Source organism: Pseudoxanthomonas mexicana (assembly GCF_001556105.1).
Classification (GTDB): domain Bacteria; phylum Pseudomonadota; class Gammaproteobacteria; order Xanthomonadales; family Xanthomonadaceae; genus Pseudoxanthomonas_A; species Pseudoxanthomonas_A mexicana_A.
The window spans coordinates 1-23,183 of sequence record NZ_LSIF01000009.1 but is presented as its reverse complement, the minus strand read 5'-3'; the positions used below and the strand labels follow the sequence as shown (position 1 = coordinate 23,183).

Sequence of the window (23,183 nt, the reverse complement as noted above, 5' to 3'; positions counted from 1 at the left end):
GATTAGGGGCCTGCCTGCTGCGTACCGCCGGCGACGTTCGCCTGGATGACCACGTCAGCACGCCCTTCCGAACGGCTGCGCACGATCACGCGATATATCTGTGTCCTGCAATTCTGATTCGCGGCTCCCGCCTGACCCGCCGCACCGCACTGATTGTCGTCGTCGATCATGTTTGCGACGTCTTCGCCGATATGTTCTACCCAGTACTCGGGTGCCACCGGCAAGCGCGCTGAATCATAGGCCGATGCTGGAGCAGCTCTCCATGCTGCAGCGGAACCTCTCGGGCAAACACTTCGTGTCGCGCAGTCATTCGCCACCGGTGCCGCCTGCTCCATGGATCCTACCGACATCACTTGGTTTTGCACGTATCGCAAAGTCGATTCCACAGCTTCGAATGCCAAACTTCGATCACGCAGATTGGCGGCCATGCGCTCTTGCATCGCCGAACTCCGCATCACAGCCACGCCGAGCAATGCGGTAACGACAAGGAGAACCAGTACCACGACAAGCGCAATACCGTCGTGACCCGTGCCCAAGGACGTGGATGGCGGTTTGTGGCGGGTAGTCATGACGACGTCAGGCTCCCTCTCCTGAGATTCGTGATATTGGAGGACCGCCGCGTGAATGCACGACCTTCGATGCTCTGGCCTCGAAGGGTCATCGTGATCCTGACCGCAACAACTTCGCCAGCTGGCGCAGCCGCGTAAATGTTGGAACCGCTCTGCAGATAGCCGATGGTCAAATTCTCTACGCCTTCAGCTACTTCTTGGGCGCCCCCCCCTCCACGCGACATGAAGAGAGAAGTGCCTCCCCTGGGGTTTACATCCACGTACCACTCGATATCACGCATGCGCGCCAAAACGGCCGTCGTAGGGCCGACAGGTGTAGCATTGATGCTGACGCCGGCCGGTAGCGAAGGCGAGAAATTCACCGTAGTGCCGCTGACATTAGTGACCTCAACTACGAAAGTCTTGCTGGGATTGCACAGAACCAGCACATCACCGTCGTCGAACACTTGCGGAGTCGTAATATCGGCCGGGTCGAGCGTGATGGAGCTGCTCGTAGCTGAAACCACGCGATAAGCCACGTTGTCACCACCCACAAGGCGCAGACGCGTACTGCTCCCACTTACCGGCGTATCGCGGAAGCGCACTGCCTCTTGCCGACTGTCGCTTCCAGCAACCAGAGAATACTTGGAACACGAGTTCCCTCCAGCCGCCCTGACATCCGCTGACATCAACTCGAATGCGATCCGCGCACTTTCCTGCATCCGATTCAGCCCTTCGTTCGAACGATAGGTCAGCTGATTGGATTGAAAGATAGCGAACGCGGCGCCCACGACTAGCAAGCCCAACACCAGTGCGACCATCAATTCGATGAGGCTTAAACCTCGCGTGCCATACGCGACGTTCATGCGACCTCCGCTTCTCATCCTCATATGGCGCTCCGGGTCTCAATCTCACGCGCTGCGTTTCCGCCCGCACGCTGGTCATTCCAACGAACGGTGATCACGCAATTGGCTGGGCAGCCCCTGATCTGTCCACATGTCGTCGTATCGCCCGGCGTGCCCATGGTGGCCTTGAGTTCATTGACCCAATCGCGCAGATCGTTCTGTGCGAGCGTGCCCGCGGCTCCCGCAGTACACACCATTCCACCTGTGTTGTAAGCGTTGGAGTTCCCGCTATTGGCGCGCATCGATTCTAGGATTGAGGTCGTCTGGATGACGGCCTGACTGGTTTCTAGTGAACTCTGACCACCGCGCAGTGCAACCGACTGCATGGCGGCAACACCCAAAAGACCGATACTGAGAACAACGACCGAAACAAGCACTTCAACAATGCCGACACCACGCTCGCGGAAGGAGGTGGAGGATCGGCCACGACGTGCCACATGGTAAGGAACGGAAAACATCTGATTCACGAGCAGGACCCCTTTGAGCTCCGGGCAGAGCCACTGATCAACACGGTGACGACACGCTGGTTCTGCGGGACTGTCGCGTTGGGCAGGCAGGCAGACACCGTGGTTTCCGCGTTGAGAAGTCCCGAGGGATTGAAATGGACTCCCGCCGCGGGCCCGGTCAGCGACATACCCGCGGGCATGACACTGTCGCGAATCACCGTGATGACCTCGGCACCCGCCGCATCCGATGCCGCGTTGTCTCGACCGACAATGATCCAGCGACTCCAGTCTGTGCCGTTGGCACACGTTGTGCCATTGGCACTTCCACACATCGTGACCGTGGTCGCTCGACGGATCGCTTCGGACCGTGCCAGTTGCATGGCAGTGGTGAGCTCTTCGGCCATGCTGTTCAATCTGCCGCTGTTGATCAGCGACTGCATGGCGGGGACCGCTATGGCCGCAATGATGGCGGCCACCGCCAACGTCACGACCAGTTCGATGAGCGTGAATCCGGCAGCAGGAAACCTCCGATCAAGGCAACTTTCTCGACGGCGCGTCTTTCGGAGAAAGGACATACCACCCCCCTTGTAGGAGATCTACACTAGATGAGCCATGCATCCGAGAACCACCGCTTTTCGCATGAACGGCCGGTTCTGGTTACTGAGTGGCAATGATAAGGCTGTCCTGTCTGGAGTTCGCAGGCATGATGACGTCACCCCGCCTTGGTACACGCATGCCCTCGCCTTCAATTTCCTCGACCCGACTGAGCCCACTGGATACCCTCTGGCAAGCAAGTACCATCATCTGGGTATTGCTTGCCGGTGAAGCATTGGCGGCCGTGCTTGCTATTGCGCCGGGCGTGACTGGTGATCGATTGACCAGCTTCGGCGTAGCGTCGTTGGCTATCCAATGGGTGTTCCTGACCGCAATGGGGCTGCTTTATTTGCTGAGGCGCTGGCTGGCGGCTTTCAGCCCACCGGTCCTGGCGCAGGTTAGCCTGGCGGCCTTGCTTGTCAGCACCTGGGCATTCCTTCTTTTGGCTTGGCTGGCCGTGAGAGACGTCCTGTTGCCGCCAACGGGCGGTTGGCAGATCCTGGCACTACAGATTAGCGCCATCGCATTGATCGTGGGATTACTGGGCGTGGGCGCCTTCCAAGCCCAATGGCGGGCCAAGCAGTTGGCTGTGGCTGCAGAGCACGCCAAGTTGCAGGCGCTACAAGCCCGGATCCAGCCGCACTTCCTGTTCAACACGCTCAATACCGGCATTTCGCTGCTGCACGTGAAGCCTGATCTCGCGGAGCAGTTGCTGCTGGACCTGTCGGACTTGTTCAGGGCAGCACTGTCGTCGCGTGAAACCCTGCCCTTGGACGAGGATCTCGCACTGGCCCGCCGCTATCTGGAAATCGAGCAGCTTCGACTGGGAGATCGGTTGCGCCTGAGCTGGGAGGTACCCGACTCGCTTCCCGCGTTGCAGGTTCCGACGCTGTCCATCCAGCCATTGGCCGAGAACGCGATCCGCCACGGTATCGAACCTTCGACGACGGGAGGCGAAGTGAGCATCGGCGTCACCGTCGTCGACGGGCACCTGCAGATCTCCGTCACCAATACGCTGCCCCCAGCGTCAGCGCACGTTTCCCCAGGTCACCAGGTGGGCCTCAGCTCGGTGCGAGCGCGCATCCATGCGGCCACTCAGGGCCGCGGACAGGTGGATACGCGAACCCACGATGGCGTCTATGCGGCCATCGTTCGGCTACCCCTCAATCCGCCGCAATAACACTGCTGCCTCAGGTTACGACGCGATAACAAGGCTTGTACTCGCCGGCGATCTTCATGCGACGCTGTTCGACGAACGCGCGTAGCAGCTCATCCAGCGCCTGCATCATCGCGGCATCGCCATGGATTTCGAACGGACCGAATTCCTCGATCCGGCGCATTCCGTCTTCCTTGACGTTGCCGGCGACGATACCGGAAAACGCACGGCGCAAGTCCGCTGCAAGATCATGCACGGCGCGTCCCGGCCGCAGCTGCAGCGCGGCCATTGCTTCATGCGACGGGACGAAAGGCTGCTGGTAATCCTCGGGAATCTGGATGGCCCAGTTGAAAAAGAACGAATCCTTGTGCTCGATCCGGTTTTCCCGCACGCGGCGAATGCCGGCCCCCATCTTCTTCGCTACCGCGACCGGGTCGCCGACGATGATCTCGTACCGCTCCGCCGCGGCGTCGCCAAGCGTCAGGCGGATAAAGCGGTCGATCTGCTCGAAATAAGGCGCTGCGATGGTCGGGCCGGTCAGGATCAGCGGGAACGGCAGGTGCGCGTTGGCCGGATGCAACAGGATGCCGAGCAGATAGAGGATCTCTTCCGCCGTGCCCACGCCGCCCGGGAACACGATGATGCCGTGGCCGATGCGGACGAACGCCTCCAGGCGCTTCTCGATGTCCGGCATGATCACCAGGTGGTTGACGATGGGGTTAGGCGACTCGGCGGCAATGATGCCCGGCTCGGTCACGCCGATGTAGCGCGTCTTGGCACGACGCTGTTTGGCATGCGCGATCGTCGCGCCCTTCATCGGGCCCTTCATTGCGCCGGGACCACACCCCGTGCAGATGTCCAGGCCACGCAGGCCCAGCTCGTAGCCGACTTGCTTGGTGTAGAGGTATTCGTCGCGCGAGATCGAGTGGCCACCCCAGCACACGACCAGGTTGGGATCGCTGGGCTTGAGGATGCGCGCATTGCGCAACAGGCCGAACACCGCATTGGTGATGCCGGCGGAGGATTCGAGATCGGCCGCGTACTCCGGGCCGAGTTCGATCGCGGTGTAGGCAAGGTCGCGGACTACCGCGAACAACAGTTCGGCAATGCCTCGGATGATCTCACCGTCGACGAATGCCATCGCCGGTGCGTTGATCAGGTCGATGCGTACACCGCGGTCCTGCTGCAGGACCTGGATGTCGAAGTCGGGATAGAGATCGCGCGCCGCGCGCGGGTCGTCGGACGCGCTGCCGCTGGTCAGCACCGCCAGCGCGCAGCGGCGGAGCAGCTCATGCATGCCGCCGCTGGAGGCGTCACGCAGGCGCGCCACTTCGGCGCGGGAAAGTACGTCCAGGCCACCACGCGGATAGATCCGCGCGTCCTGCACCGGCAACGCCCTCGATGCCGTTCGATTCATGGGAATTCCTGTCATTCGTTCGTAAGAGCCGGGACTTTAGCGCAGTCACGGAAGCAAGAGGAGTCCGCCCAAAAGAAAACGGCCGGGTTTCCCCGGCCGTCCGTGTCGCATTCCGCGGGACTGCTGCGGATCAGAACTCGTACTTCAGGCCCACCTGCAACGACCACTGCGAGATGCCATTGGTCTGGCTGTCCGCGTTGGTCGGCATGCCGTACGCGGTCGCCTGGCCGAACTCGGTGCCCGAGCGGTAGCCATACACGTACTGACCGTTGTGGATGCCCTGCAGCGTCGCCACGGCATTGTTGGCATTGAAACCGTAATCGAGCACGTGGCCCCAATCCTTGTTGATCAGGTTGCCGACGTTCTGGATGTCGAGCCAGACCTTGGACTTGTGGCCCTTCATGAAGCCCGGCAGTTCCTGGCTGATACGGATATCGAAGGTATTGACCCAACCCGAGGTGAAGCCATTCTCCGGCGCGTACGTGCCCTTGTAGCGGCTCAGGCCATCCTGCTTCTCAAGCCAGGTCCAGAAGGCCTGCTCCATCGCCGCGTTCGCGGTGAATACACCGGTCGCGCTGAGGCTACCGAACTTCACGTCGTTGCCGGTGCCGTTGGGCACGTAGAACAAGTCGTTGAAGGTACGGTTGTCGCCGTTGGCGTCGCCGCTGAAGATGTAGCTGAACGGACGGCCGCTGCGACCTTCGTAGACCAGGCCGACGTGAGTGTCGTAGTCACCGAAGAAGTTGCGCGACCAGTTCAATGAGCCACTGAAGCGGTCCTTGATCTCGTAGCGGGCCGTCGAGCTGGTCGGCTCATTGATATTGACGCCCAGCTGCGAACCGTAACCCGAACTGGCGGTGGAACTGGTCAGCGCGGACACTTCCTCGGCGTTGGTACGGGTGTAGCCCAGGGTCCAGGACCAGTCGCTCTCGGTCGAGAACGGCTTGGTCAACGAGACCGTCAGCTGCTGGCCCTTGCCCTTGTTGGTGTTTTCCAGCAGGAAGACGTCGCCGAAGTAGGTGTTGCGGCCGGTACGCGCGCCATTCGCCGCCAGCGCGCCGGTGCCGGCACTGGTGTTGCCGAACGGACGAGCGCTGTTCGGATTCCAGTACAGCACGCGGCCATCCGGACCGACGTAGCCGGGGCCGACGTTGAGGCTGCGGTAGAACAGACCGTTGTTGACGTCCGTCAGCAACAGCTCGGCGGAGGCGACGATACCGTTCCACGGCGTCTCGACGTCGATCGCCAAGTTGGCCTTCCACACCGACGGCAATTCGAAGTCATCGCTGATGGCATTGACGTTGCGCACGCCCGAACCGCCCGGCGGCACGTTCTGGTTCAGGCCATCGGCGCTGAACGGGACGAGCGTGGGGTTGGTGTAGTTCTGGTAGGAGACGTAGTTCATGCCCGTGCTGCTGTAGGCATTGCCCACCCACACGTTCGGCGCGTCACCCTGGAACAGGCCCACGCCACCACGCAGCTGCATGGAACGCTCGCTGTCGAAGGTGTAGTTGAAGCCGAAGCGCGGCTGGATGATGTAGCTGCCGTTGTACGTATTGTTGTTGGCGATGCCAAAGCCACCCGTGTAACCGCTACCGCAGGCAGCGTTCGCCGTGCCCGGCGCCGCGGCGAAGCACGCGTTGTACGGCGGATTCGGGCTCGCGTCCGGCTTGTCCGCGCGCACGCCGACGGTCAGCGTCAGGTTAGGCGTGACGTACCAGGTGTCCTGGACGAAGAAGCCCATGCTCTTGTTCTTGTAGCGGGCCGCGATCGCGTTCGGATCGGCCGGATTCGTCTGCAGATCGTAGTCGAAGTAGCGACCATTCCTGAGGTTGCTGAAGTCGGAAACGCCACCAACCGTCGGCACGTAGAAGCTGTAGTTGCCCCACGAGTCCTGCAGGAAGAAGTTGTAGATATCGCTCTCGCTGTACTCGGCGCCGAACTTGATGTCGTGGTCGCCAACGGTCCAGGTGCCCGAACCGAAGTAGTTCCACGTCTTGGTCATCAGCGAATTGCCGGGCGAGCTGCGCTCGGTACCCAGGCGGATCGCATCCAGACCGGAGAAGCTGTTGCTGGAGGTTCCGATCGGGTTGTCGTTGCCGTTGCCGGCCACGCCGTCATCGAAATAGACCTGGATGGTCGGCGCGGTGGTCGGGCTGATGCGGATGGCCGAGTAATCGCGGTAAGACACCTTGAACTCGGTCGAGAACGTATCGGACCAGTCGCTGAACAGCTGACCGACATAGCTCTCGACGGTCTTGGCGTGATTGAACCAGTTCGAGCTCAACGCCAGGATGCTGGCGGTCGACGCTTCCGGACGCACACGGTTCTGCTCCAGCTTGCTGTAGCGCAGGCTCGCGCGATGGGCATCGCTGATGTTCCAGTCCAGCTTAAGTGCGTACTCTTCCAGCTGGGTGTCGCCGCCGCCGGTCAATCCGCCGGCATCGAAGCCCCACACATTGCGTGCTATGTCCTGCACGGCCGCCAGATCCGCAGCGTCGAAATCGGCATTGCCCGCAGCCAGCGGGTTGGTGCCCTGGCTCTTGCCGGCCGGGCCGATGTTGGTCTGCTTGAACTTCTCATAGTTGGCGAAGAAGAACAGCTTGTCCTTGACGATCGGACCACCCAGCGTCACGCCCCAGGTGGACTCATTGTCGTATTCGTCGAACGGCATACCGGTGACGTTGACCGCCGTGCTGCCGGCCACGCGACCCGGGTAGTCGCCGAACCAGTCGCCGTCACGATAGGTGCCGTACACGGAACCGTGGAATTCGTTCGTACCCGACTTGGTCACGGCATTGACGTTGGCACCGGCGGCGCCGGACATCGTCACGTCGTAGTTCGACAGGTTGACGTCGATGGCTTCGATGGCCTCCATCGAGACCGGCTGGCGCTGTGTCGGCATGTTGTTGCCTTCCAGGCCGAAGGTGTCGCTGGCCGACACGCCGTCGATGGTGATCTTGTTGAAACGCGGGTTCATGCCGCCAGCGGTGATGCTGCCCGAGGCGCGATCGCTGAAGGTCACGCGCGGATCGAGGCGCATGTAGTCCTGGATGTTGCCGTTGACCGACGGCAGGGCCTCGATCGTCACGCGGTCGACACTGGTGCCCGAGCCCATCTTGGTCGCACTGAAGACTTCCGAACCACCGGAGAAGCCCACGGCGGTGACGGTTTCCAGCGTGGTCAGGTCGCCGGTCAGCGCGGCGTTGACGGTGTTCACCTGGTTCAGCGTCAGGAACACGTTGTCTTCGGTCTTGGTGCCCGAACCCGACTTGGTGATCGTCACCTGATAAGGACCGCCGACGCGCAGGCCGCGCGCGTTGTAGCGGCCACTGTCATCGGTGGTGGCACGACTGACCGTGCCGGATTCGACGTGGGTGATGGTCACCTCGGCGCCGGCGACGGGCTGGCCGCCATTGTCGGTGACCAGGCCGCCCACACCGGCCGACGTGCTCTGCGCGAAGGCAGGAGCGGCGGCAAGCGCGACGACGAGGCCAAGGCTGAGCTTGGACAGGCGAAGACGACGGGTTTGGTTCATCGGATAAACCTCAGGTACGGGAGTGATGTGGCGAAGCTGGCTGACGAGACGTGCGCGGAAGCGACCGTGAAGGTCGTTTCGAAGGGCGTGCTAGGGGTTCCCATGGCCCACGCGGCGTCCGCGGAGGTTAATAACAGGTTAACACGATAGGACCATTTTGTGACCGCGGCATGACAAAGTTTCCGCAGTGCAGCACGGTCGAGGCCCCTCCACGTCGGAAGCCTCACACGACGATCGGGCCGGCGCTCGGCCCACCCGGCTCCGTCAGATGTTGGGAGGTGTCAGCTTGAGGTACGTGCCAATGCCATCCAGCACCATTTGGACGGAGATCGCCACCAGAAGCATGCCCATTAGCCGCTCGATCGCAGTCAGCACCCGCCTGCCCAGCCATTTGTAGAGAACGGTGGCGGAGAACAGGATGATCGCGGTGGCGCTCCAGGCCAGTAGCAGTGCCAGACTCCAGTCACCCAAGCGCGATGGGTCGTTGCTGCCCATCAGCATGACGGCCGCCATGCCGGAGGGGCCAGCCACCAGCGGGATGGCCAACGGCACGATGAAGGGCTCACCGCCCGGCAGTTCGCCCATCAGGCCTTCCGGCCGAGGAAAAATCATCCGCACGCCGATCAGGAACAACACGATGCCGCCGGCGATGGCGACCGACTCCTGGCGCAGGTGCATCAGCTCCAGGGCGTACTTTCCACCCCACAGGAACAGCATCAGCACAGCCAGGGCAATCAGCAGTTCACGCACCACCACGATGCGCTGGCGACGCGGCGCCAATGGCTTGAGCACGCTCAGGAACACCGGGATGTTGCCCAGCGGGTCCAGGATCAGGAACAGCAGCAGGGCCGCCGAGAGGACGGTCATGCCCGCACCTTCCATATCTGCCCCCTGTACGTGGTGCCCGCAGATGACAGCAGGGTGACACAGGCGTTCGCGTAGTCGGCGGCGTCGCGCGCATGGGAGTCCGTGTCGTCGGCGTAGGCGCGCGAGCGCAGCCCGGTCCGCATCGGGCCTGGCTGCAGTGCGGAGACCCGCACGCTGCTGGTGGCCAGTTCCGCATGCAGCATGCCAACCATCGAGGTCAGCCCATGCTGGGCGACGCCATACGCACCCCAGTAGGCCTGCCCCACCCGCGCAAGATCATCGACGCTGAAGACCAGCGCCGCGTCATCCGACTGCTTCAGCAGCGGGAGGCAGGCTTGCGATAGCCACCACGGCGCAGTGAGGTTGACGTGCACGACGCGCGCGAAGGCAGCGGGGTCCGTGTGTTCCAGCGGGGTCAGTCCCTTGAACTCGGCCGCACAGTGCAGCACGCCATCAAGTCGACCCAATTCGGCATGCAGGCGATCGGCGAGCTCGGCGTAATCGTCCGGCGTCGCGCCCTCCAGATCGAGCGGATACAGCAGCGGCTCCGTGCCGACCTGCGCCACCGCGTCGTACACCCGGTTCAACTTCGGCACCTTCCGGCCCAGCAACACGACCATCGCACCCGCTTCGGCGCACGCGACCGCCGCGGCGCTGCCAAGACCGCCATGCGCACCACTGACCAGCACGACGCGCTGGTCCAGCGCGCGCGGGGCACGCGTCGGCAGCCCGACCAGGCTCACGGTGCGAAGGCCTCGGTCACGATCCGCTGGAGTTCGCCGGATTCGTGCAGCTCCAGCGTGATGTCGCACCCGCCGATCAGTTCGCCATTGATGAAGAGCTGCGGAAACGTCGGCCAGTTGGAGAAACGCGGCAGGTTGGCGCGGATCTCCGGCTCTTCCAGCACGTTGATCGTGTAGAGATGTTCGGCGCCCGCTTCGCGCAGCGCCTGCATGGCCCGGCTGGAGAAACCGCACATCGGGAACTGTGGCGTGCCCTTCATGAAAAGGACGATGGGGTGGCCATCCACTTCGGCCTGGATGCGTTCCATCACCGGCATGCTGATTTCTCCTTCCTTGACGGTTTGGCAACCGCCGTCGGGTACACTTTCGGTCCGTTCCGCCGGCCGCGCCTGCGGATTGCATAGTGTAAGCCCTCGCATCGCTTCGACGATGCCGGCCCGCCTTTTTTGACCCGCCTAGCGAGAGGAACCAAGCCATGGCCATCGAACTGCCCCCCCTGCCCTACGACCGTACCGCGCTGGAGCCGCACATCTCCGGCGAGACCATCGACTTCCATTACAGCAAGCACCACAAGACCTACGTCGACAACCTCAACAAGCTGATCGAGGGCACCGAGTTTGCCGATGCGTCGCTGGAAGAGATCGTGCGCAAGTCGCAGGGCGGCATGTTCAACAATGCGGCGCAGGTGTGGAACCACACGTTCTACTGGAACGGCCTCAAGCCCAATGGTGGTGGCGAGCCGACCGGCAAGCTGGCCGACCTGATCAACAAGACCTTCGGCGACTTCGCCAAGTTCAAGGAAGAATTCACCAAGACCGCCATCGGCACCTTCGGCTCGGGCTGGGGCTGGCTGGTGCAGCGTCCGGATGGTTCTATCGCACTGGCTAGCACCTCCAATGCCGCCACCCCGCTGACCGGCGAGGACAAGCCGCTGCTGACCATCGACGTGTGGGAACACGCCTACTACATCGACTACCGCAACGCGCGGCCGAAGTACGTGGAATCGTTCTGGGCACTGGTGAACTGGGATTTCGTGGCCGGCAACCTGCGCTGATTGCAGGTATCCGCGTCATGCGAAAACGGCCGGGGAAACCCGGCCGTTTTCATTTCCATTCGAACCTGGGTCGTGTCAAACGGTCAGTCTTGCAACGACCGACGCGACCTGCGCCTCGCGTCCCAGCGCAACACCGACACGGGCCACGGCATTGGCCAGCGATTGCGCATCGTCTGCGCGCAGCGTCGCATGGCCGACCTTGCGACCCGCGCGCGACTCCTTCCCGTAGTCATGCCAATGGCCGCCCGCCTCGTCGAGCACGGCGACGGCCTCCGGCATCGTGCCGATCCAGTTGAGCATGCACGCATGCCCCAGCACGCGCGTATCGCCGAGCGGCAGGCCAAGTACCGCGCGCAGGTGATTCTGGAACTGCGACGTCTCCGCGCCCTCGATCGTCCAGTGCCCGGAGTTGTGCACGCGCGGCGCCATTTCGTTCGCCAGCAGCTTGCCGTCGCGGCGGAACAGCTCGAGCGCGAATACGCCGACATAGTCCAACGCCTCCGCGAGGCGACGGGCGTGCGCGCAGGCCGCTTCCGCCAACGCCGTTTCGACTCGCGCAGGCGCCAGGCTGGCGGACAGGACGCCATCGACGTGCCAGTTCTCGGTCAACGGCCACGTGCGGAACTCGCCATCGCGGCCGCGTACAGCCACCACCGACAGTTCCCGCTCGAACGGAATGAACGCTTCGACGATCAGCCCGACCGTGGCCGCCTGCGCACCCAGCGCCCGCCAGGCCGCGTCGACATCGGCCGGCGACTTGATGCGGAACTGCCCCTTGCCGTCGTAACCCAGCCGGCGCGTCTTGAGAATGCACGCACCACCCAACCGCTCGACCTCGGCACGCAGCACGTCGAGGCTGCCCACGTCGGCGAATGCACCGACCGGGATACCGAGTTCCTGGAACAGCGTCTTCTCGACCAACCGATCCTGCGCGACGGCCAGCGCGCGCGGATTCGGAAACACGGGCACGCGAGCGGCAAGCCACTCCGCGCTTTCAGCCGGCACGTTCTCGAAATCGAAGGTGGCGACATCCACCTTGGAGGCGAACTCGGCGAGCGCCGCTTCGTCACGATAATCGCCCACCAGCAGCGGTGCGAACTGGCCCGCACAGGCATCCGCTGCGGTATCCATCACCAGGAAGCGCAGTCCGAGCGGCGCGCCCGACAACGCCAGCATGCGCGCGAGTTGTCCGCCGCCGAGGATGCCGACCGTCGTCATAGCGGCTGGCGGGGATCGTCGTGCGCCATCACGTCATCGGTCTGGCGCGTCCGGAAGGCCGCGAGCGCAGCACCGATGGCCGGATGGTCGGAGGCCAGCAACGCAGCGGCGAACAAGCCCGCATTCGCGGCACCTGCATTGCCGATGGCAAAGGTCGCGACGGGAATACCCGCGGGCATCTGCACGATGGACAGCAGCGAGTCCATGCCGTTGAGCGCCTTTGACTGCACCGGCACGCCGAGCACCGGCACCGCCGTCTTCGCGGCGAGCATGCCGGGCAGGTGCGCCGCGCCTCCGGCGCCGGCGATGATGGCACGCAATCCGCGCGACGACGCTTCCTCCGCATACGAGAACAGCACGTCCGGCGTGCGATGGGCCGAGACGACCTTCACCTCGTAGGGAACGCCCAACGCATCCAGCTTCTGCGCGGCATGCTGCATGGTGTCCCAGTCGGAGCGGGAGCCCATCACGATACCCACCACGGGGCTGGAAACGCTGGCGGTCATGGCCGTCCTCGGTCGCAAAGACGTATTCTACCCTCCTGACCGAACTGCTGATCGAGTCCCCCACATGGACCGCAAACTCCTCGACCTTCTCTGCTGCCCCACCACCCGCCAGCCACTGGCGGTGCTCGACGCACGCGGGCTGGAGGCCATCAACCGCGCCATCGCCGATGGGCAGGTCAAGCGTGCCGACGACACCGTACAGACCGAGCCATTGCGCGAAGCGCTGGTCACGCACGACCGCAAGACCGCCTATCGCGTCGAGGACGGCATCCCCGTACTGCTCGCCGAGGAAGCGATCGCCACCGCGCAGGCCAGCGACTTCGCCGCACGATGAGCCAGCGCCCGACGCCTCCGCCGGCGGACGTCATCGCTTCGGATGTCGCGCGCGCCCTGGCTGAAGATGTGGGAACCGGCGACGTGACCGCCGCACTGCTGCCCGACGTACCGGACATCGCCTACCTGCTGTGCAAGCAAGAGGCCGTCGTTGCCGGGCAACCCTGGTTCGACGCGTGCCATCGCGCGCTCGATCCCCACGTCCAGATCGATTGGCGCGTGCGGGACGGCGATCGCGTATCCGCCGGCACCGTGCTCGCCACGCTGACCGGCCAGACGCGCACGCTGGTCACCGCCGAGCGTTCGTCGCTGAACTTCCTTCAGACCCTGTCCGGCACCGCAACCGTCACGGCTGCCTACGTCGACGTGGTCCGTGGCACGGGCTGCACGATCCTGGATACCCGCAAGACCCTGCCGGGGCTGCGCCTGGCGCAGAAGTATGCGGTTCGCTGCGGCGGCGGGATGAATCATCGCATCGGCCTGTACGACACGGTGATGCTGAAGGAAAACCACGTGCGCGCCGCAGGTTCGCTGACGGCGGCCATCCGTACCGCCCGCAGCGCGCAACCGTCGCTGCCGCTCATCGTGGAAGTGGAAACCCTGGCGCAGCTCGACGAGGCGCTGGCGGAAGGCTGCGAACGCATCCTGATCGACGACTTTGACGCGGACACGCGGCGCGAAGCCGTGCGGCGCGCCAAGGCCGCACCATATGCCGGACGGATTCCGCTCGAAGTCTCCGGTGGCGTTGATCTGTCCACGCTGCGCGCCATCGCGGCGGACGGGGTCGATTTCGTCTCGATTGGCGGCCTGACCAAGCATGTCCATGCCATCGACCTGTCGATGAAGCTGGGCCCCGCACCATGAGGCCGTCATGTCGCCGCTGAGCGCATTGCTATGGCTGATCACGGCCGGCGTGGCGTTCGCCTACTGGAACGCGGCACGTGCCGCTGCCGAACGCGCTGGCGCACTGGGAAGGAATGCCTGCCAGGCCGCGGGTGTCATCTGGCTGGACCAGAGCGTGCACGCCAGCGGGCTGCGACTGTCCCGTGGCGACGATGGCTGGCTGGGCTTCGAACGCAGCTTCCGCTTCGAATACTCGCACGATGGCATCGACCGCCATGTCGGTCGGCTGGTGCTACGGAAAGGCCAACTGGTGTCGTTCGTCGGCCCGGTAACACCCTCGGTGCGGTCGCTCGACCTGCATTGATGCGTCGCACGCCACGCAAATAGCGTGGATTCGATGCCGGCGCCTACTTCACTACGCGCAGGAACGGCGGACGCTTGCCCGGCGGCGGCGCATCGTCATCCGGAGGGGAGTCCTGAGACGGTGACGCATGGTCGTCATCGCCATGGGATTCGCTGTCGTGCGCGACTTCATCGGGCAGCGCCATGCCCTGTCCCGTCTCGCGCGAGTAGATGGCCAGCACCGCACCGATCGGAACGTGGACCGCCTGGCTCACGCCACCGAAACGTGCGGTGAAGCTGACCGCCTCGTTGTCGATCAGCAGGCGCACCACCGCCCGCTCGGCGATATTCAGTACGACCTTGCCTTCCTTCACCGCGCTGGCAGGCACCTGCACGCCCGCCTGCGTGGCGTCCACCAGCAAGTGCGGCGTCATGCCGTTGTCGGCAATCCATTCGTTCAACGCCCGCAACAGGTAGGGGCGATGACTGGTCATGCGGGACGTGTCTGTCATTTCACTTCTCGGCGTCGGTCGCGTCGCGGTATCGCGCTCGACCCGGCGTCAGTCTGCGACCCGTCAGCTCGGGATCTCGCGCAGCTTCTTCTCCGCATCCGTCAGGCTGCGCAGGAAGCCGGGGTGGCGGAAAATGCGGTTGCCGTAATCCTCGATCGTCTTGCCATCCTTGGGCAGCGGCACGTCCAGCGACGGCAGGCGCCAGATGATCGGCGCCATCGCGCAATCGGCCAGGCTCATCTCGGGATTCAGGAAGAACTTGCTCGCCTTGAACAGCGGCACCGACGCGGTCAGCAGTTCCTTCAGGCGCTTGCGGCCGGCTTCGGCCTGCTGCTTGTTGCCCAGTTGGATCGCCTGTACCTGCGGCACCCAGTCGTGCTCGATGCGCAGCATGGCCAGGCGCAGGCGAGCGCGCGACAGCGGATCCACCGGCATCAGCGGCGGATGCGGATAGCGCTCGTCCAGATACTCACTGACGACGGAAGCCGCATACAGCACCAGATCGCGCTCCACCAGGGTGGGCACGGAATGGTAGGGATTCAGGTCGATCAGATCTTCGGGCGGGTTCTGCGGATCCACCGGTACCAGGTCGTAACTCACGCCCTTGGCGGCGAGTACCAGTCGCACGCGGTGGCAAAGCACGTCATCGGTGGAGGAAAACAACGTCAGTGTATTGCGCATACGTTGGCTCGCAGCCATTCACGGCTCTCCGACGATCGGAATCCGCCGATCGCACCGACGCCGCCAGCCCCTTGCTGACGGTCGCCACGGTCCCCGAGTGTGCAATCCCTGCCGGAAAAAGCCAAGCAACCCAGGCTTGGCCTCTCACTCGCCGGTGCAGGCGTTGCCGCCTGCCCCGGGGCGTCGGACACGCAACGCCGTTTAGTGGACGTCCTTCCAGTACTCCTGCTTCAGCAGGTAAGCAAGGAACGTCAGCGCCGACAGGAACAGGATCACCCACACACCGATGCTCTGCCGCTTCAGGGCCGCCGGCTCGCCGACATACTCCAGGAAGTTGGTGATGTCGCGCGCGGTCTGGTCGAACGCCTGCGCGTCCTGGCGGCCGGCCTGCGTGACCTTGAGGCTTTCCACCTGGCGCTCGCCGGTCGCCGCATCCGGCTGCCCGAACTCGGCGTGCTGCAGGCCCTGCAGTTCCCATAGCGGATTGGGCATCGACGCGTTCGGGAACAACTTGTTGTTCCAGCCCAGCGGGCGCGACTCGTCGAGGTAGAACGACTTCAGGTACGTATAGATCCAGTCGCTGCCGCGCACGCGGGAGATCACGCTCAGGTCCGGCGGCATCTTTCCGAACCACTTGGTGGCCGGATCATGGGGCATGGACACCTGGATCTGCTCGCCGAACTTGGCGCCGGTGAAATTGAGGTTCTTCATCACCTCGTCTTCGGTCAGGCCAAGATCCTCGGCCATGCGCGAGTAGCGCATGTACTTCAGCGAGTGGCAGCCGGCGCAATAGTTCATGTACAGCTGGGCGCCGCGCTGCAGGGAGGCGCGGTCGCTGAGGTCGTTGCCGGCCTGCAGCTTCTCTCCGCCGGCAGCGGCGAACACGGAGAAGGAAATCAGCAACCCGCTGGCGAAGACAGCTAGGCGAGAGGCGAAAATCTTAGTCATGCGTCGTCACCCGGTCGGGCACTGGCTTGGTCTTGTCGATCCTGGTCCAGATCGGCATGGTCAAGAAGAACAGGAAGTAGAAGGCGGTGAGGAAGCGACCGATGATGGTCTCCACCGGGTCCGTACCGGGGCCGGCACCGATCTTGCCCAACCAGACGAAGCAGATCGCGAACAGGCCCAGCAACACCTTGGACAGCACGCCGCGGTACCGGTAGGACTTCACCTTCGCGCGGTCCAGCCAGGGCACGAGGAACAGGATCGCGATCGCGCCGAACATCACCAGCACGCCACCCAGTTTGTTGGGCACCACGCGCAACATCGCGTAGTACGGCGTGTAGTACCACACCGGCTTGATGTGCTCGGGCGTGACCAGACGATTGGCCTCGGAGAAGTTGTCGTGCTCGAGGAACCAGCCGCCCATGGCCGGCGCGAAGAACACGATGAAGGCTGCGAAGATCAGGAAGCCGCCGACGTAGAAGCCATCCTTGACCGTGTAGTACGGGTGGAACGGCACGCCGTCGGCGGGTGCGGTCGGCGACCAGCGGTTGCCCTTCGGGCCCTTCTTGATCTCGACGCCGTCGGGGTTGTTCGAACCGACCTCGTGCAGCGCGAAGATGTGCAGCACCACCAGCAGCAGCAGCACCAGCGGCAGCGCGATGACGTGCAGCGCGAAGAAGCGGTTCAGCGTGGCATCGCCGGGCAGGTAGTCGCCCATGATCCACTCGGTCAGGCCGTTGCCGATCACCGGGACGGCACCGAACAGCGAGATGATGACCTTGGCGCCCCAGAACGACATCTGGCCCCATGGCAGCACATAGCCCAGGAAGGCTTCGGCCATCAACACCAGGTAGATCAGCATGCCGAGGATCCACACCAGCTCGCGCGGCTTCTGGTACGAGCCGTACATCAGGCCGCGGAACATGTGGATGTAGACGACGATGAAGAACAGCGAGGCGCCGGTGCTGTGCATGTAGCGGATCAGCCAGCCCCACTCCACGTCACGCATGATGTATTCGACCGAGGCGAAGGCTTCCGCCGCGCTCGGCTTGAAGTGCATCGTCAGGAAGATGCCGGTCAGGATCTGGTTGACCAGCACCACGATCGACAGCACGCCGAAGATGTACCAGATGTTGAAGTTCTTGGGCGCGTAGTACTCGCTCATGTGCTTGCGGTACACGGGCATGAAGCCTGGCGCGCGCGCATTGAACCAGTCGACCACGCCCTCAGCGGTGCGGGTAATGATGTTCGCCATGGCTTACGCGCCCCCTTGCGGATCGAGGCCGATCACGATGGTGTTGTCGTCCTGGTAGAAGTGCGGCGGCACCACCAGGTTGGTCGGTGCGGGCACGCCCTGGAACACCCGTCCGGCCATATCGAAGCGCGACTTGTGGCAGGGGCAGAAGTAGCCGCCCTTCCAGTCCGGATCGTACGGCTCGGGCTTGATCTCGGCCGCCATTTCCGGCGAGCAGCCCAGGTGGGTGCACAGGCCGACCAGCACCGATATCTCGGGTTTGACCGAACGGAGTTCACCGGTGATGTAGGACGGCTGCTGGTCCTTGTTGGCGGACTGCGGGTCACGCAGGTTGCCATCCAGCGTCGGCAACGCATCCAGAATCGCCTTGGAGCGCTTGACGATCCAGATAGGCTGGCCGCGCCATTCCAGCACCAGGCGCTGGCCTTCCTGCAATCCCGTGATGTCGGCGGTCACCGGGGCACCGGCCAGCTTGGCCCGTGCGCTCGGATTCCACGACTTGATAAAAGGTACTGCTGCAATACCGGCACCCACTGCACCCACCACCGCGGTGGTTGCAGTCAGGAACCGGCGTCGGCCCGTATTCACAGGCCCATTGACCCCATCGATGGCCATCCGGCACTCCGCAAAACAATCAGGTAGCTAAAAAGGCTGCCAAGGCCGCACCCCAGACACAGGGGCGGGCCGCAAAAGACGGCAAAGTGTAACGGAAGCCTTAATGGGCCGACAATCCGCCGCTCCCGCCGCCTGTAGCGCCCACCCTGCCTGCCTGAGGTGGCGAGAGTCGCGTAATCAAGGACTTACGGAGTTTCGCCTGCTTCGGACCTGACCCTGACGGGCCGATACTGAAGGCGGTCGCCTTGCCCGCGAACGGAGATATCGACGTTGGCGCAAAGGCCAACACCGCATTTTACCAGGTCGGCCTGGCCGATCCGGGCCCCCAGATCTGCCTCGACACTGTGCTGGCGCGCCTGGCGCCCCATATGCCATGCCCAGAGGGATGTCCCCAGCAACAGAAATACTCCTCCGACGCCCAGCCAGACCAGGCTCACCCGGACAAGTGCACGTTGCGAACGCGCAAGGCCCTCCATCTGCCTCGCCGCCAGTTCGCCGGACTGGGTTATCCGCCTCGCGGCCAGATCAATGCCCTTCTTCGCATCCTCAAGGGGCTGCCCAAGGGCTTCGCCGATCCGCTGTCGCCCCTCGCTCCCGAGCACGTGCAGCACCTCCCGGGCCAGTCGCTGCCCAGCCTCACCTAACTCGCGCGCGCCCGCCAGCAGCGATGCATGGGCCTGACTGGCGCGCTCCCGCGTCTGCTCGTGCTCCTGCCGCTGGATTTCCAGCATGCGCGCCATCTGCGCGAGCTGCCGCTTCTGGGTGTCCACGACCTCCAGCAGCACGTCCCGGGTCTGTCGCCCCTCCTGTGCGTCCATACGCTCCCCCTTTCCTCATGCGCCCCGTGTGAGAGCAGGTTGCATGTCCTGCGTCATGGCAGGGCTCGTCGTCGCCTGTCGGGTCGCCGCTTCCATGGCGCGCTCAAAGGACAGCGACTCCCTGCCTTGCCGATCGAGCTCCTGCACCTGCGGCAGCGAGCCGTACTCGTGGGTGGCGGACCTGCGTGCAGCAAGGTCGCCGCGCTCGCTGGAGGCAAAGAAGCGCTCCAGGTATGCGTCCTCCGCCGTCACGGGAATCTGCGATGCTTGGGGACGGTCACGCGGATGCTCCCGCGGTCCATGCGGGCGCTGGGCAGGCGGCCGACGCTCTTCGTCAGGAACATCGAGGCGTCGGGGATCGTGTGCTTCGCGCTGCGGGGCCTGATCGCGCTGCACTTCGACGCGGACATCGCGAAACAGACCGGTGGTGGTGTCGGTCAGGACGTATTGCCAGCGTTGCTGCTGGGAATTCGCGTAGGCCAAGTCCATGAATGCATCGAAGCGATCCGGATGGATAGTCTGACACCCCGCCGAGAAGGTGTTCCATTCCCCGCCACGATGGATCTTGAAAGTGTTGTTCAGTGCTTCCAGACCGCTGATGTCGGCTGTGGTGAAGTAACCATCGGCATCCGTATCACGCCGAACCATGTCCCGGCCGTCCGCGACGGCTGTAGCACTGGGTCGGAACGAGAGGTGTTGGTCGGCACCATGCCTGGCATCAACCATCTCGATGGTTCCAGGCTGCAGCCGCCCCAAGTCGCGAATGCCATCACCATTCGCATCGCGTCCTTCGATTTGACGCGGACGAGTGACTTGGTCAAACCGCTCGGCCGTCTCCAATAGGGGAGCCGGCCGTTGCGAGTCGGCAAACAGGCGGCGCCCATTGCTGCCGGCGTGATGGTCGTACTGTGCAGTCGGTTCCGTGTTGGCTAGGTCGGCGACATAGAGACTGCGCTCGCCTTGCGCATCGCGATGCAGCACCACCAAGTGGTCGTCGTATGCGCCGGTGCCGGCTCTGCGACTATCGTGGGATGCCAGCGTGGAATTTTCCTGACGCAACCCGAGCAGCACGCTGTGATCGTTGCGACGCAACGCGTCAAAGGCCGCTTGGTTGCCCCGCGCTTCCACGATGCTGGCATAGACGTCGTACTGCTGGGTCTTGGAGAGGCGGGCCAGCTCATTGGGGACGTTCGGATCCGTGCTCCGGCTGAAGGCTGGCATCCTAGGCGCCGCCAACGCCCCGCCAAGTCGCTCCAGCGTTGAGGCATGCTCGGGCAGTTCCGCTCGCCGCATTCCGGTAAGCGCGTCATGCGCTCCCGCCGCTACATAACGATCCAGTGCCTCCTGGACTACGGGACGCTCGCCTCGCCGTTCCTGTTCCAGCAAACGCAACGCTTCTGACTGCCGACCCTGCTGCAACCCCACGATCACCCGATCTGCACTGGCACGGATGTCGATGTCCTGCTCGTCGGTAATAGGCGGGTTCGTCATGGCTTGCTCCGGTCCGGCCACTCGGTGTCGTAGTCAAGAAAAGAGTCGTCTCGCTTGCCTGTGGTCAGCGCGCCATCACAACTGATATCCGGCCGTGCAAGACTGCATTTGTATCTTGGCCATAGCGAGTCGGAGACCCGTTCGCGTACGTCGAAGCCTCTGCCGTTCCACACCGCGAAGCCAAAGTGTGCTTCGAACGAAACAACTCTCCCGTATCGACGTGACTCAGACACAGGGAAAGGCTCCTCACCTGGGGGACTCGCGCGCCACCGTAACGTCGGTGCGTAGGTCAGCTTGCTGCTGTCGAGCCTCGGCGAGCCTGCATCGTACTTGTGCCGCTCACTCCGCCGGATGACGGGCCTCGGCAGTAGTACCCGCGTGACGTCATACAGCGTCCCGTCCGCGCGACGGCGATAGAGCCTATGATTTCGGAACGCGTACGGGCACTTTCCTGCCTCCAGTTCGTCGTATCCGTCCTCGTACGATTCCTCCTTGATGCAATCGAAAGGCCCCTCCACGAAGTACACCGTGTCGGCCGGCACAGTGCCCTCGAACGAACGAACGACGAACCAAGTTCCACTTGCCTTGACATGCACCATGAAGTCCGGCTTTCGACCGAATCCCGGCAAAGCCAGGTAATGCTGGGGTTGGCGCAAATACTTGACGCGCACGCCCGCTGGCAGATGGATATCGGCCACCGGAATGTCCCGCACCACCTCGGCCAGCGCGCGCGGCATCAAACCGAAGCACGGGCGATGGAGGCCGGCGAAGCCTACATCCGCCTCACGATCGTGCTGCACACCGGGGCATCGCTCCGCACCCAACTGAAGCTCAGCCACGTAAGGGCGCCACGGATCAGGCGCCGGCAAAGATCCCTTGGGCAACATCGACAGGTCCAACGCGGGATCGAGGGCGACTGAAGACGGCTGTGCAAGAACCCTCGTCCCACCGCACCCTGCCGTCAGCGCCACGACCAAACAGGCACACGCGCTTCGGCGTGCCAACGCTCCTGCACAGGCGCGCGCACCTGCTCCCCACCATTCGAGCCTTCGCCGGATCTCCATGCGACCTCCTTGTCCCTGTGGCGATGCCGCAGCGCCGGACACGCCGCCGTGCGATGCATCCTGCATCGCACGCAATCGGGTTCGCAATTAACATTCTTGAGGCGCACTGGCCGCGTACGCACGCACGGCGGAGCCGCGCGGGTCTCTGTCGCTGATGTCTCGAGTGGAGAGGTGCGGGCAATCAACCCGCCCGCCGCGGCTCAGCGCGCGGCGACGGCGTGCCGGTAGCGGTCGGCGAGGACGGCGACGCGCTCGACGTAGCGCTGGGTTTCCTTGTACGGCGGGACGCCGCCGTGCCGATCCACCGCGCCTTCGCCCGCGTTGTAACCAGCCGCCGCCAGCGTCAGGTTGCCGTTGAAGCGCTTCAGCAGCCAGGACAGGTACTGCGCACCGCCGCGGATGTTCTGCCCGGCGTTGTACGAATCGGTCACGCCGAACCGGCGCGCGGTCGCCGGCATGAGCTGCATCAGGCCCTGCGCACCGGCGTGCGACAGTGCCATCGGGTTGTAGGAGGACTCGGCGTGCATGATCGCGCGCAGGATGGATTCCTCCACGCCGAATTCGCGAGAAGCAGCCGCGATCTCGGCCGCGTAGGCGGAGGTGTTCAAGCGCAGCCGGCCGAAGTCGACGCCCGGGTTGCCGCAGGCGAAGCAGGTTTCGATGTAGCTGTACTTGATGGTGCGCAGGCTGGCCACCTGGGTGCCGCCCTGCGGGCGGGCACTGGTGTAGTGGCGCACGCCATCCTTGATGTAGGAATAGACCTGCCCGCTGACCACCCGGCGAGGACCGGTCGCGGCAGGCGCCGCGGTTGGCATGGCGGCCGGGACGATGGCGCTCGCAGAGTCGGACAGTGCGGGGGCGGTCGCGGCACCAATGGCCGGCACGGCTTCGGCCGGACGGGAGACGGAGGCAACCTGGGTCGGGCGGCTGCGGTCGGGCGTGTAGCGGCTGACGATTTCGCAGCTGGCGCCGCTGACGCGCTTGCTGACGTAGTTCGGGACCCCGTCGTTGCCAGTGCACTTGTACAGCGTGCCCGCGCTGGCCGGCAGTGCGGTCAGCGCGGCCAGCACGGCCAGAAGCGTCAGAGTCCCCCTCATGCCGCGCAGTGTCCCGAATTCCCGGGTGATTGCCAAGTCCTTGTCCAACAAAGGTTTCCTCCAATCTGTGCAGCCGGTCGGAGTTCGACGCATCGGCAGCACGGCGGCCCGGTCCGGGCCTGATACCCCCTATCAACGCCATCGGGGCCGGCTTCCGGCCGCGTGCGCAGCGCGTAAACTACGCGACCCCTGCCC

25 protein-coding genes are annotated in these 23,183 nt (G+C 64.0%); 5 read left to right on the top strand and 20 right to left on the bottom strand.

What is annotated here, in order from left to right:
* Positions 1-2: 2 nt before the first annotated feature.
* From AX730_RS18255 to AX730_RS01225, 4 genes are read right to left on the bottom strand one after another with little or no spacing between them, the layout of a single operon-like run.
* Complete coding sequence (locus AX730_RS18255; protein ID WP_083537625.1) at positions 3-569, bottom strand: pilus assembly PilX family protein; 567 nt, start codon at positions 567-569, stop codon at positions 3-5.
* On the bottom strand, positions 566-1,414 hold the full coding sequence (locus AX730_RS01230) for a PilW family protein (protein ID WP_157074037.1): 849 nt from the start codon (positions 1,412-1,414) through the stop codon (positions 566-568). Before AX730_RS01230 ends, AX730_RS18255 begins: the two co-directional genes overlap by 4 nt.
* A 20-nt stretch (positions 1,415-1,434) precedes the next feature.
* A complete protein-coding gene (locus AX730_RS18700; RefSeq protein ID WP_232310144.1) occupies positions 1,435-1,911 on the bottom strand; it encodes a PilV family protein in 477 nt (158 codons plus the stop codon).
* Positions 1,912-1,916: 5 nt separating this feature from the next.
* Positions 1,917-2,474, bottom strand: coding sequence for a GspH/FimT family pseudopilin (locus AX730_RS01225; RefSeq protein ID WP_062350753.1), 558 nt, complete (start codon positions 2,472-2,474; stop codon positions 1,917-1,919).
* Between the two features lie 128 nt (positions 2,475-2,602).
* On the opposite strand from AX730_RS01225, the gene AX730_RS01220 reads away from it, so the two are divergent.
* Positions 2,603-3,673, top strand: coding sequence for a sensor histidine kinase (locus AX730_RS01220; protein ID WP_232310142.1), 1,071 nt, complete (start codon positions 2,603-2,605; stop codon positions 3,671-3,673).
* 10 nt (positions 3,674-3,683) lie between these two features.
* On the opposite strand, the gene ppnN is transcribed toward AX730_RS01220, so the two are convergent.
* The 5 genes from ppnN to grxD all read right to left on the bottom strand — a co-directional run bounded on the left by ppnN (position 3,684) and on the right by grxD (position 10,531).
* Positions 3,684-5,066, bottom strand: a complete 1,383-nt coding sequence (gene ppnN / locus AX730_RS01215) for a nucleotide 5'-monophosphate nucleosidase PpnN (protein WP_062350750.1) — start codon at positions 5,064-5,066, stop codon at positions 3,684-3,686.
* Positions 5,067-5,196: 130 nt separating this feature from the next.
* The gene (locus AX730_RS01210; RefSeq protein WP_157074035.1) at positions 5,197-8,604 is read right to left on the bottom strand and encodes a TonB-dependent receptor; all 3,408 of its coding nucleotides are present in this window, start codon (positions 8,602-8,604) and stop codon (positions 5,197-5,199) included.
* A 264-nt stretch (positions 8,605-8,868) separates the two neighbouring features.
* On the bottom strand, positions 8,869-9,471 hold the full coding sequence (locus AX730_RS01205; RefSeq protein ID WP_062351011.1) for a YhgN family NAAT transporter: 603 nt from the start codon (positions 9,469-9,471) through the stop codon (positions 8,869-8,871).
* Positions 9,468-10,214: an SDR family NAD(P)-dependent oxidoreductase gene (locus tag AX730_RS01200; protein WP_062350747.1), complete on the bottom strand. Its 747-nt coding sequence runs from the start codon at positions 10,212-10,214 to the stop codon at positions 9,468-9,470. The genes AX730_RS01205 and AX730_RS01200 overlap by 4 nt, the downstream gene beginning before the upstream one ends.
* A complete protein-coding gene (grxD, locus tag AX730_RS01195; RefSeq protein WP_062350744.1) occupies positions 10,211-10,531 on the bottom strand; it encodes a Grx4 family monothiol glutaredoxin in 321 nt (106 codons plus the stop codon). Before grxD ends, AX730_RS01200 begins: the two co-directional genes overlap by 4 nt.
* A 158-nt stretch (positions 10,532-10,689) precedes the next feature.
* Between grxD and AX730_RS01190 the strand changes: the two genes are divergently transcribed.
* On the top strand, positions 10,690-11,268 hold the full coding sequence (locus tag AX730_RS01190) for a superoxide dismutase (RefSeq protein WP_062350741.1): 579 nt from the start codon (positions 10,690-10,692) through the stop codon (positions 11,266-11,268).
* Between the two features lie 75 nt (positions 11,269-11,343).
* Here the strand turns inward: AX730_RS01190 and AX730_RS01185 are convergent, their stop codons facing one another.
* Both AX730_RS01185 and purE read right to left on the bottom strand, forming a co-directional pair.
* On the bottom strand, positions 11,344-12,486 hold the full coding sequence (locus AX730_RS01185; RefSeq protein ID WP_062350739.1) for a 5-(carboxyamino)imidazole ribonucleotide synthase: 1,143 nt from the start codon (positions 12,484-12,486) through the stop codon (positions 11,344-11,346).
* Positions 12,483-12,992 (bottom strand): 5-(carboxyamino)imidazole ribonucleotide mutase, encoded by a 510-nt coding sequence (purE, locus tag AX730_RS01180; RefSeq protein WP_062350737.1) that lies wholly within the window; start codon positions 12,990-12,992, stop codon positions 12,483-12,485. The genes AX730_RS01185 and purE overlap by 4 nt, the downstream gene beginning before the upstream one ends.
* A 64-nt stretch (positions 12,993-13,056) precedes the next feature.
* Between purE and AX730_RS01175 the strand changes: the two genes are divergently transcribed.
* Genes AX730_RS01175 through AX730_RS01165 form a run of 3 tightly spaced genes read left to right on the top strand, consistent with a single transcriptional unit; the run spans position 13,057 to position 14,532 of the window.
* The gene (locus tag AX730_RS01175; RefSeq protein WP_062350734.1) at positions 13,057-13,326 is read left to right on the top strand and encodes a Trm112 family protein; all 270 of its coding nucleotides are present in this window, start codon (positions 13,057-13,059) and stop codon (positions 13,324-13,326) included.
* A complete protein-coding gene (gene nadC, locus AX730_RS01170) occupies positions 13,323-14,189 on the top strand; it encodes a carboxylating nicotinate-nucleotide diphosphorylase (RefSeq protein WP_062350731.1) in 867 nt (288 codons plus the stop codon). Before AX730_RS01175 ends, nadC begins: the two co-directional genes overlap by 4 nt.
* Positions 14,190-14,196: 7 nt before the next feature.
* Positions 14,197-14,532, top strand: a complete 336-nt coding sequence (locus AX730_RS01165; protein ID WP_062350728.1) for a DUF3301 domain-containing protein — start codon at positions 14,197-14,199, stop codon at positions 14,530-14,532.
* Between the two features lie 43 nt (positions 14,533-14,575).
* Here the strand turns inward: AX730_RS01165 and AX730_RS01160 are convergent, their stop codons facing one another.
* From AX730_RS01160 to AX730_RS01120, 9 genes are all read right to left on the bottom strand, one after another.
* Positions 14,576-15,022 carry a ClpXP protease specificity-enhancing factor gene (locus AX730_RS01160; RefSeq protein WP_062350725.1) on the bottom strand — a complete coding sequence of 149 codons (447 nt, stop codon included), beginning with the start codon at positions 15,020-15,022 and terminating at the stop codon, positions 14,576-14,578.
* 63 nt (positions 15,023-15,085) lie between these two features.
* Positions 15,086-15,721, bottom strand: a complete 636-nt coding sequence (locus AX730_RS01155) for a glutathione S-transferase N-terminal domain-containing protein (RefSeq protein WP_062350722.1) — start codon at positions 15,719-15,721, stop codon at positions 15,086-15,088.
* A 183-nt stretch (positions 15,722-15,904) separates the two neighbouring features.
* Positions 15,905-16,651: a cytochrome c1 gene (locus AX730_RS01150; RefSeq protein ID WP_062350718.1), complete on the bottom strand. Its 747-nt coding sequence runs from the start codon at positions 16,649-16,651 to the stop codon at positions 15,905-15,907.
* Positions 16,644-17,903, bottom strand: a complete 1,260-nt coding sequence (locus tag AX730_RS01145) for a cytochrome b (protein ID WP_062350716.1) — start codon at positions 17,901-17,903, stop codon at positions 16,644-16,646. Before AX730_RS01145 ends, AX730_RS01150 begins: the two co-directional genes overlap by 8 nt.
* A gap of 3 nt (positions 17,904-17,906) precedes the next feature.
* Positions 17,907-18,518 (bottom strand): ubiquinol-cytochrome c reductase iron-sulfur subunit, encoded by a 612-nt coding sequence (gene petA, locus AX730_RS01140; protein ID WP_062350712.1) that lies wholly within the window; start codon positions 18,516-18,518, stop codon positions 17,907-17,909.
* A gap of 185 nt (positions 18,519-18,703) precedes the next feature.
* Positions 18,704-19,336, bottom strand: coding sequence for a hypothetical protein (locus AX730_RS01135; protein ID WP_062350709.1), 633 nt, complete (start codon positions 19,334-19,336; stop codon positions 18,704-18,706).
* Positions 19,337-19,351: 15 nt separating this feature from the next.
* A complete protein-coding gene (locus AX730_RS19060) occupies positions 19,352-20,827 on the bottom strand; it encodes a hypothetical protein (protein ID WP_062350707.1) in 1,476 nt (491 codons plus the stop codon).
* Complete coding sequence (locus tag AX730_RS01125) at positions 20,824-21,726, bottom strand: hypothetical protein (protein WP_157074034.1); 903 nt, start codon at positions 21,724-21,726, stop codon at positions 20,824-20,826. Before AX730_RS01125 ends, AX730_RS19060 begins: the two co-directional genes overlap by 4 nt.
* 365 nt (positions 21,727-22,091) lie before the next feature.
* Positions 22,092-22,988 (bottom strand): lytic transglycosylase domain-containing protein, encoded by an 897-nt coding sequence (locus AX730_RS01120; RefSeq protein WP_062350699.1) that lies wholly within the window; start codon positions 22,986-22,988, stop codon positions 22,092-22,094.
* Positions 22,989-23,183: the final 195 nt, after the last annotated feature.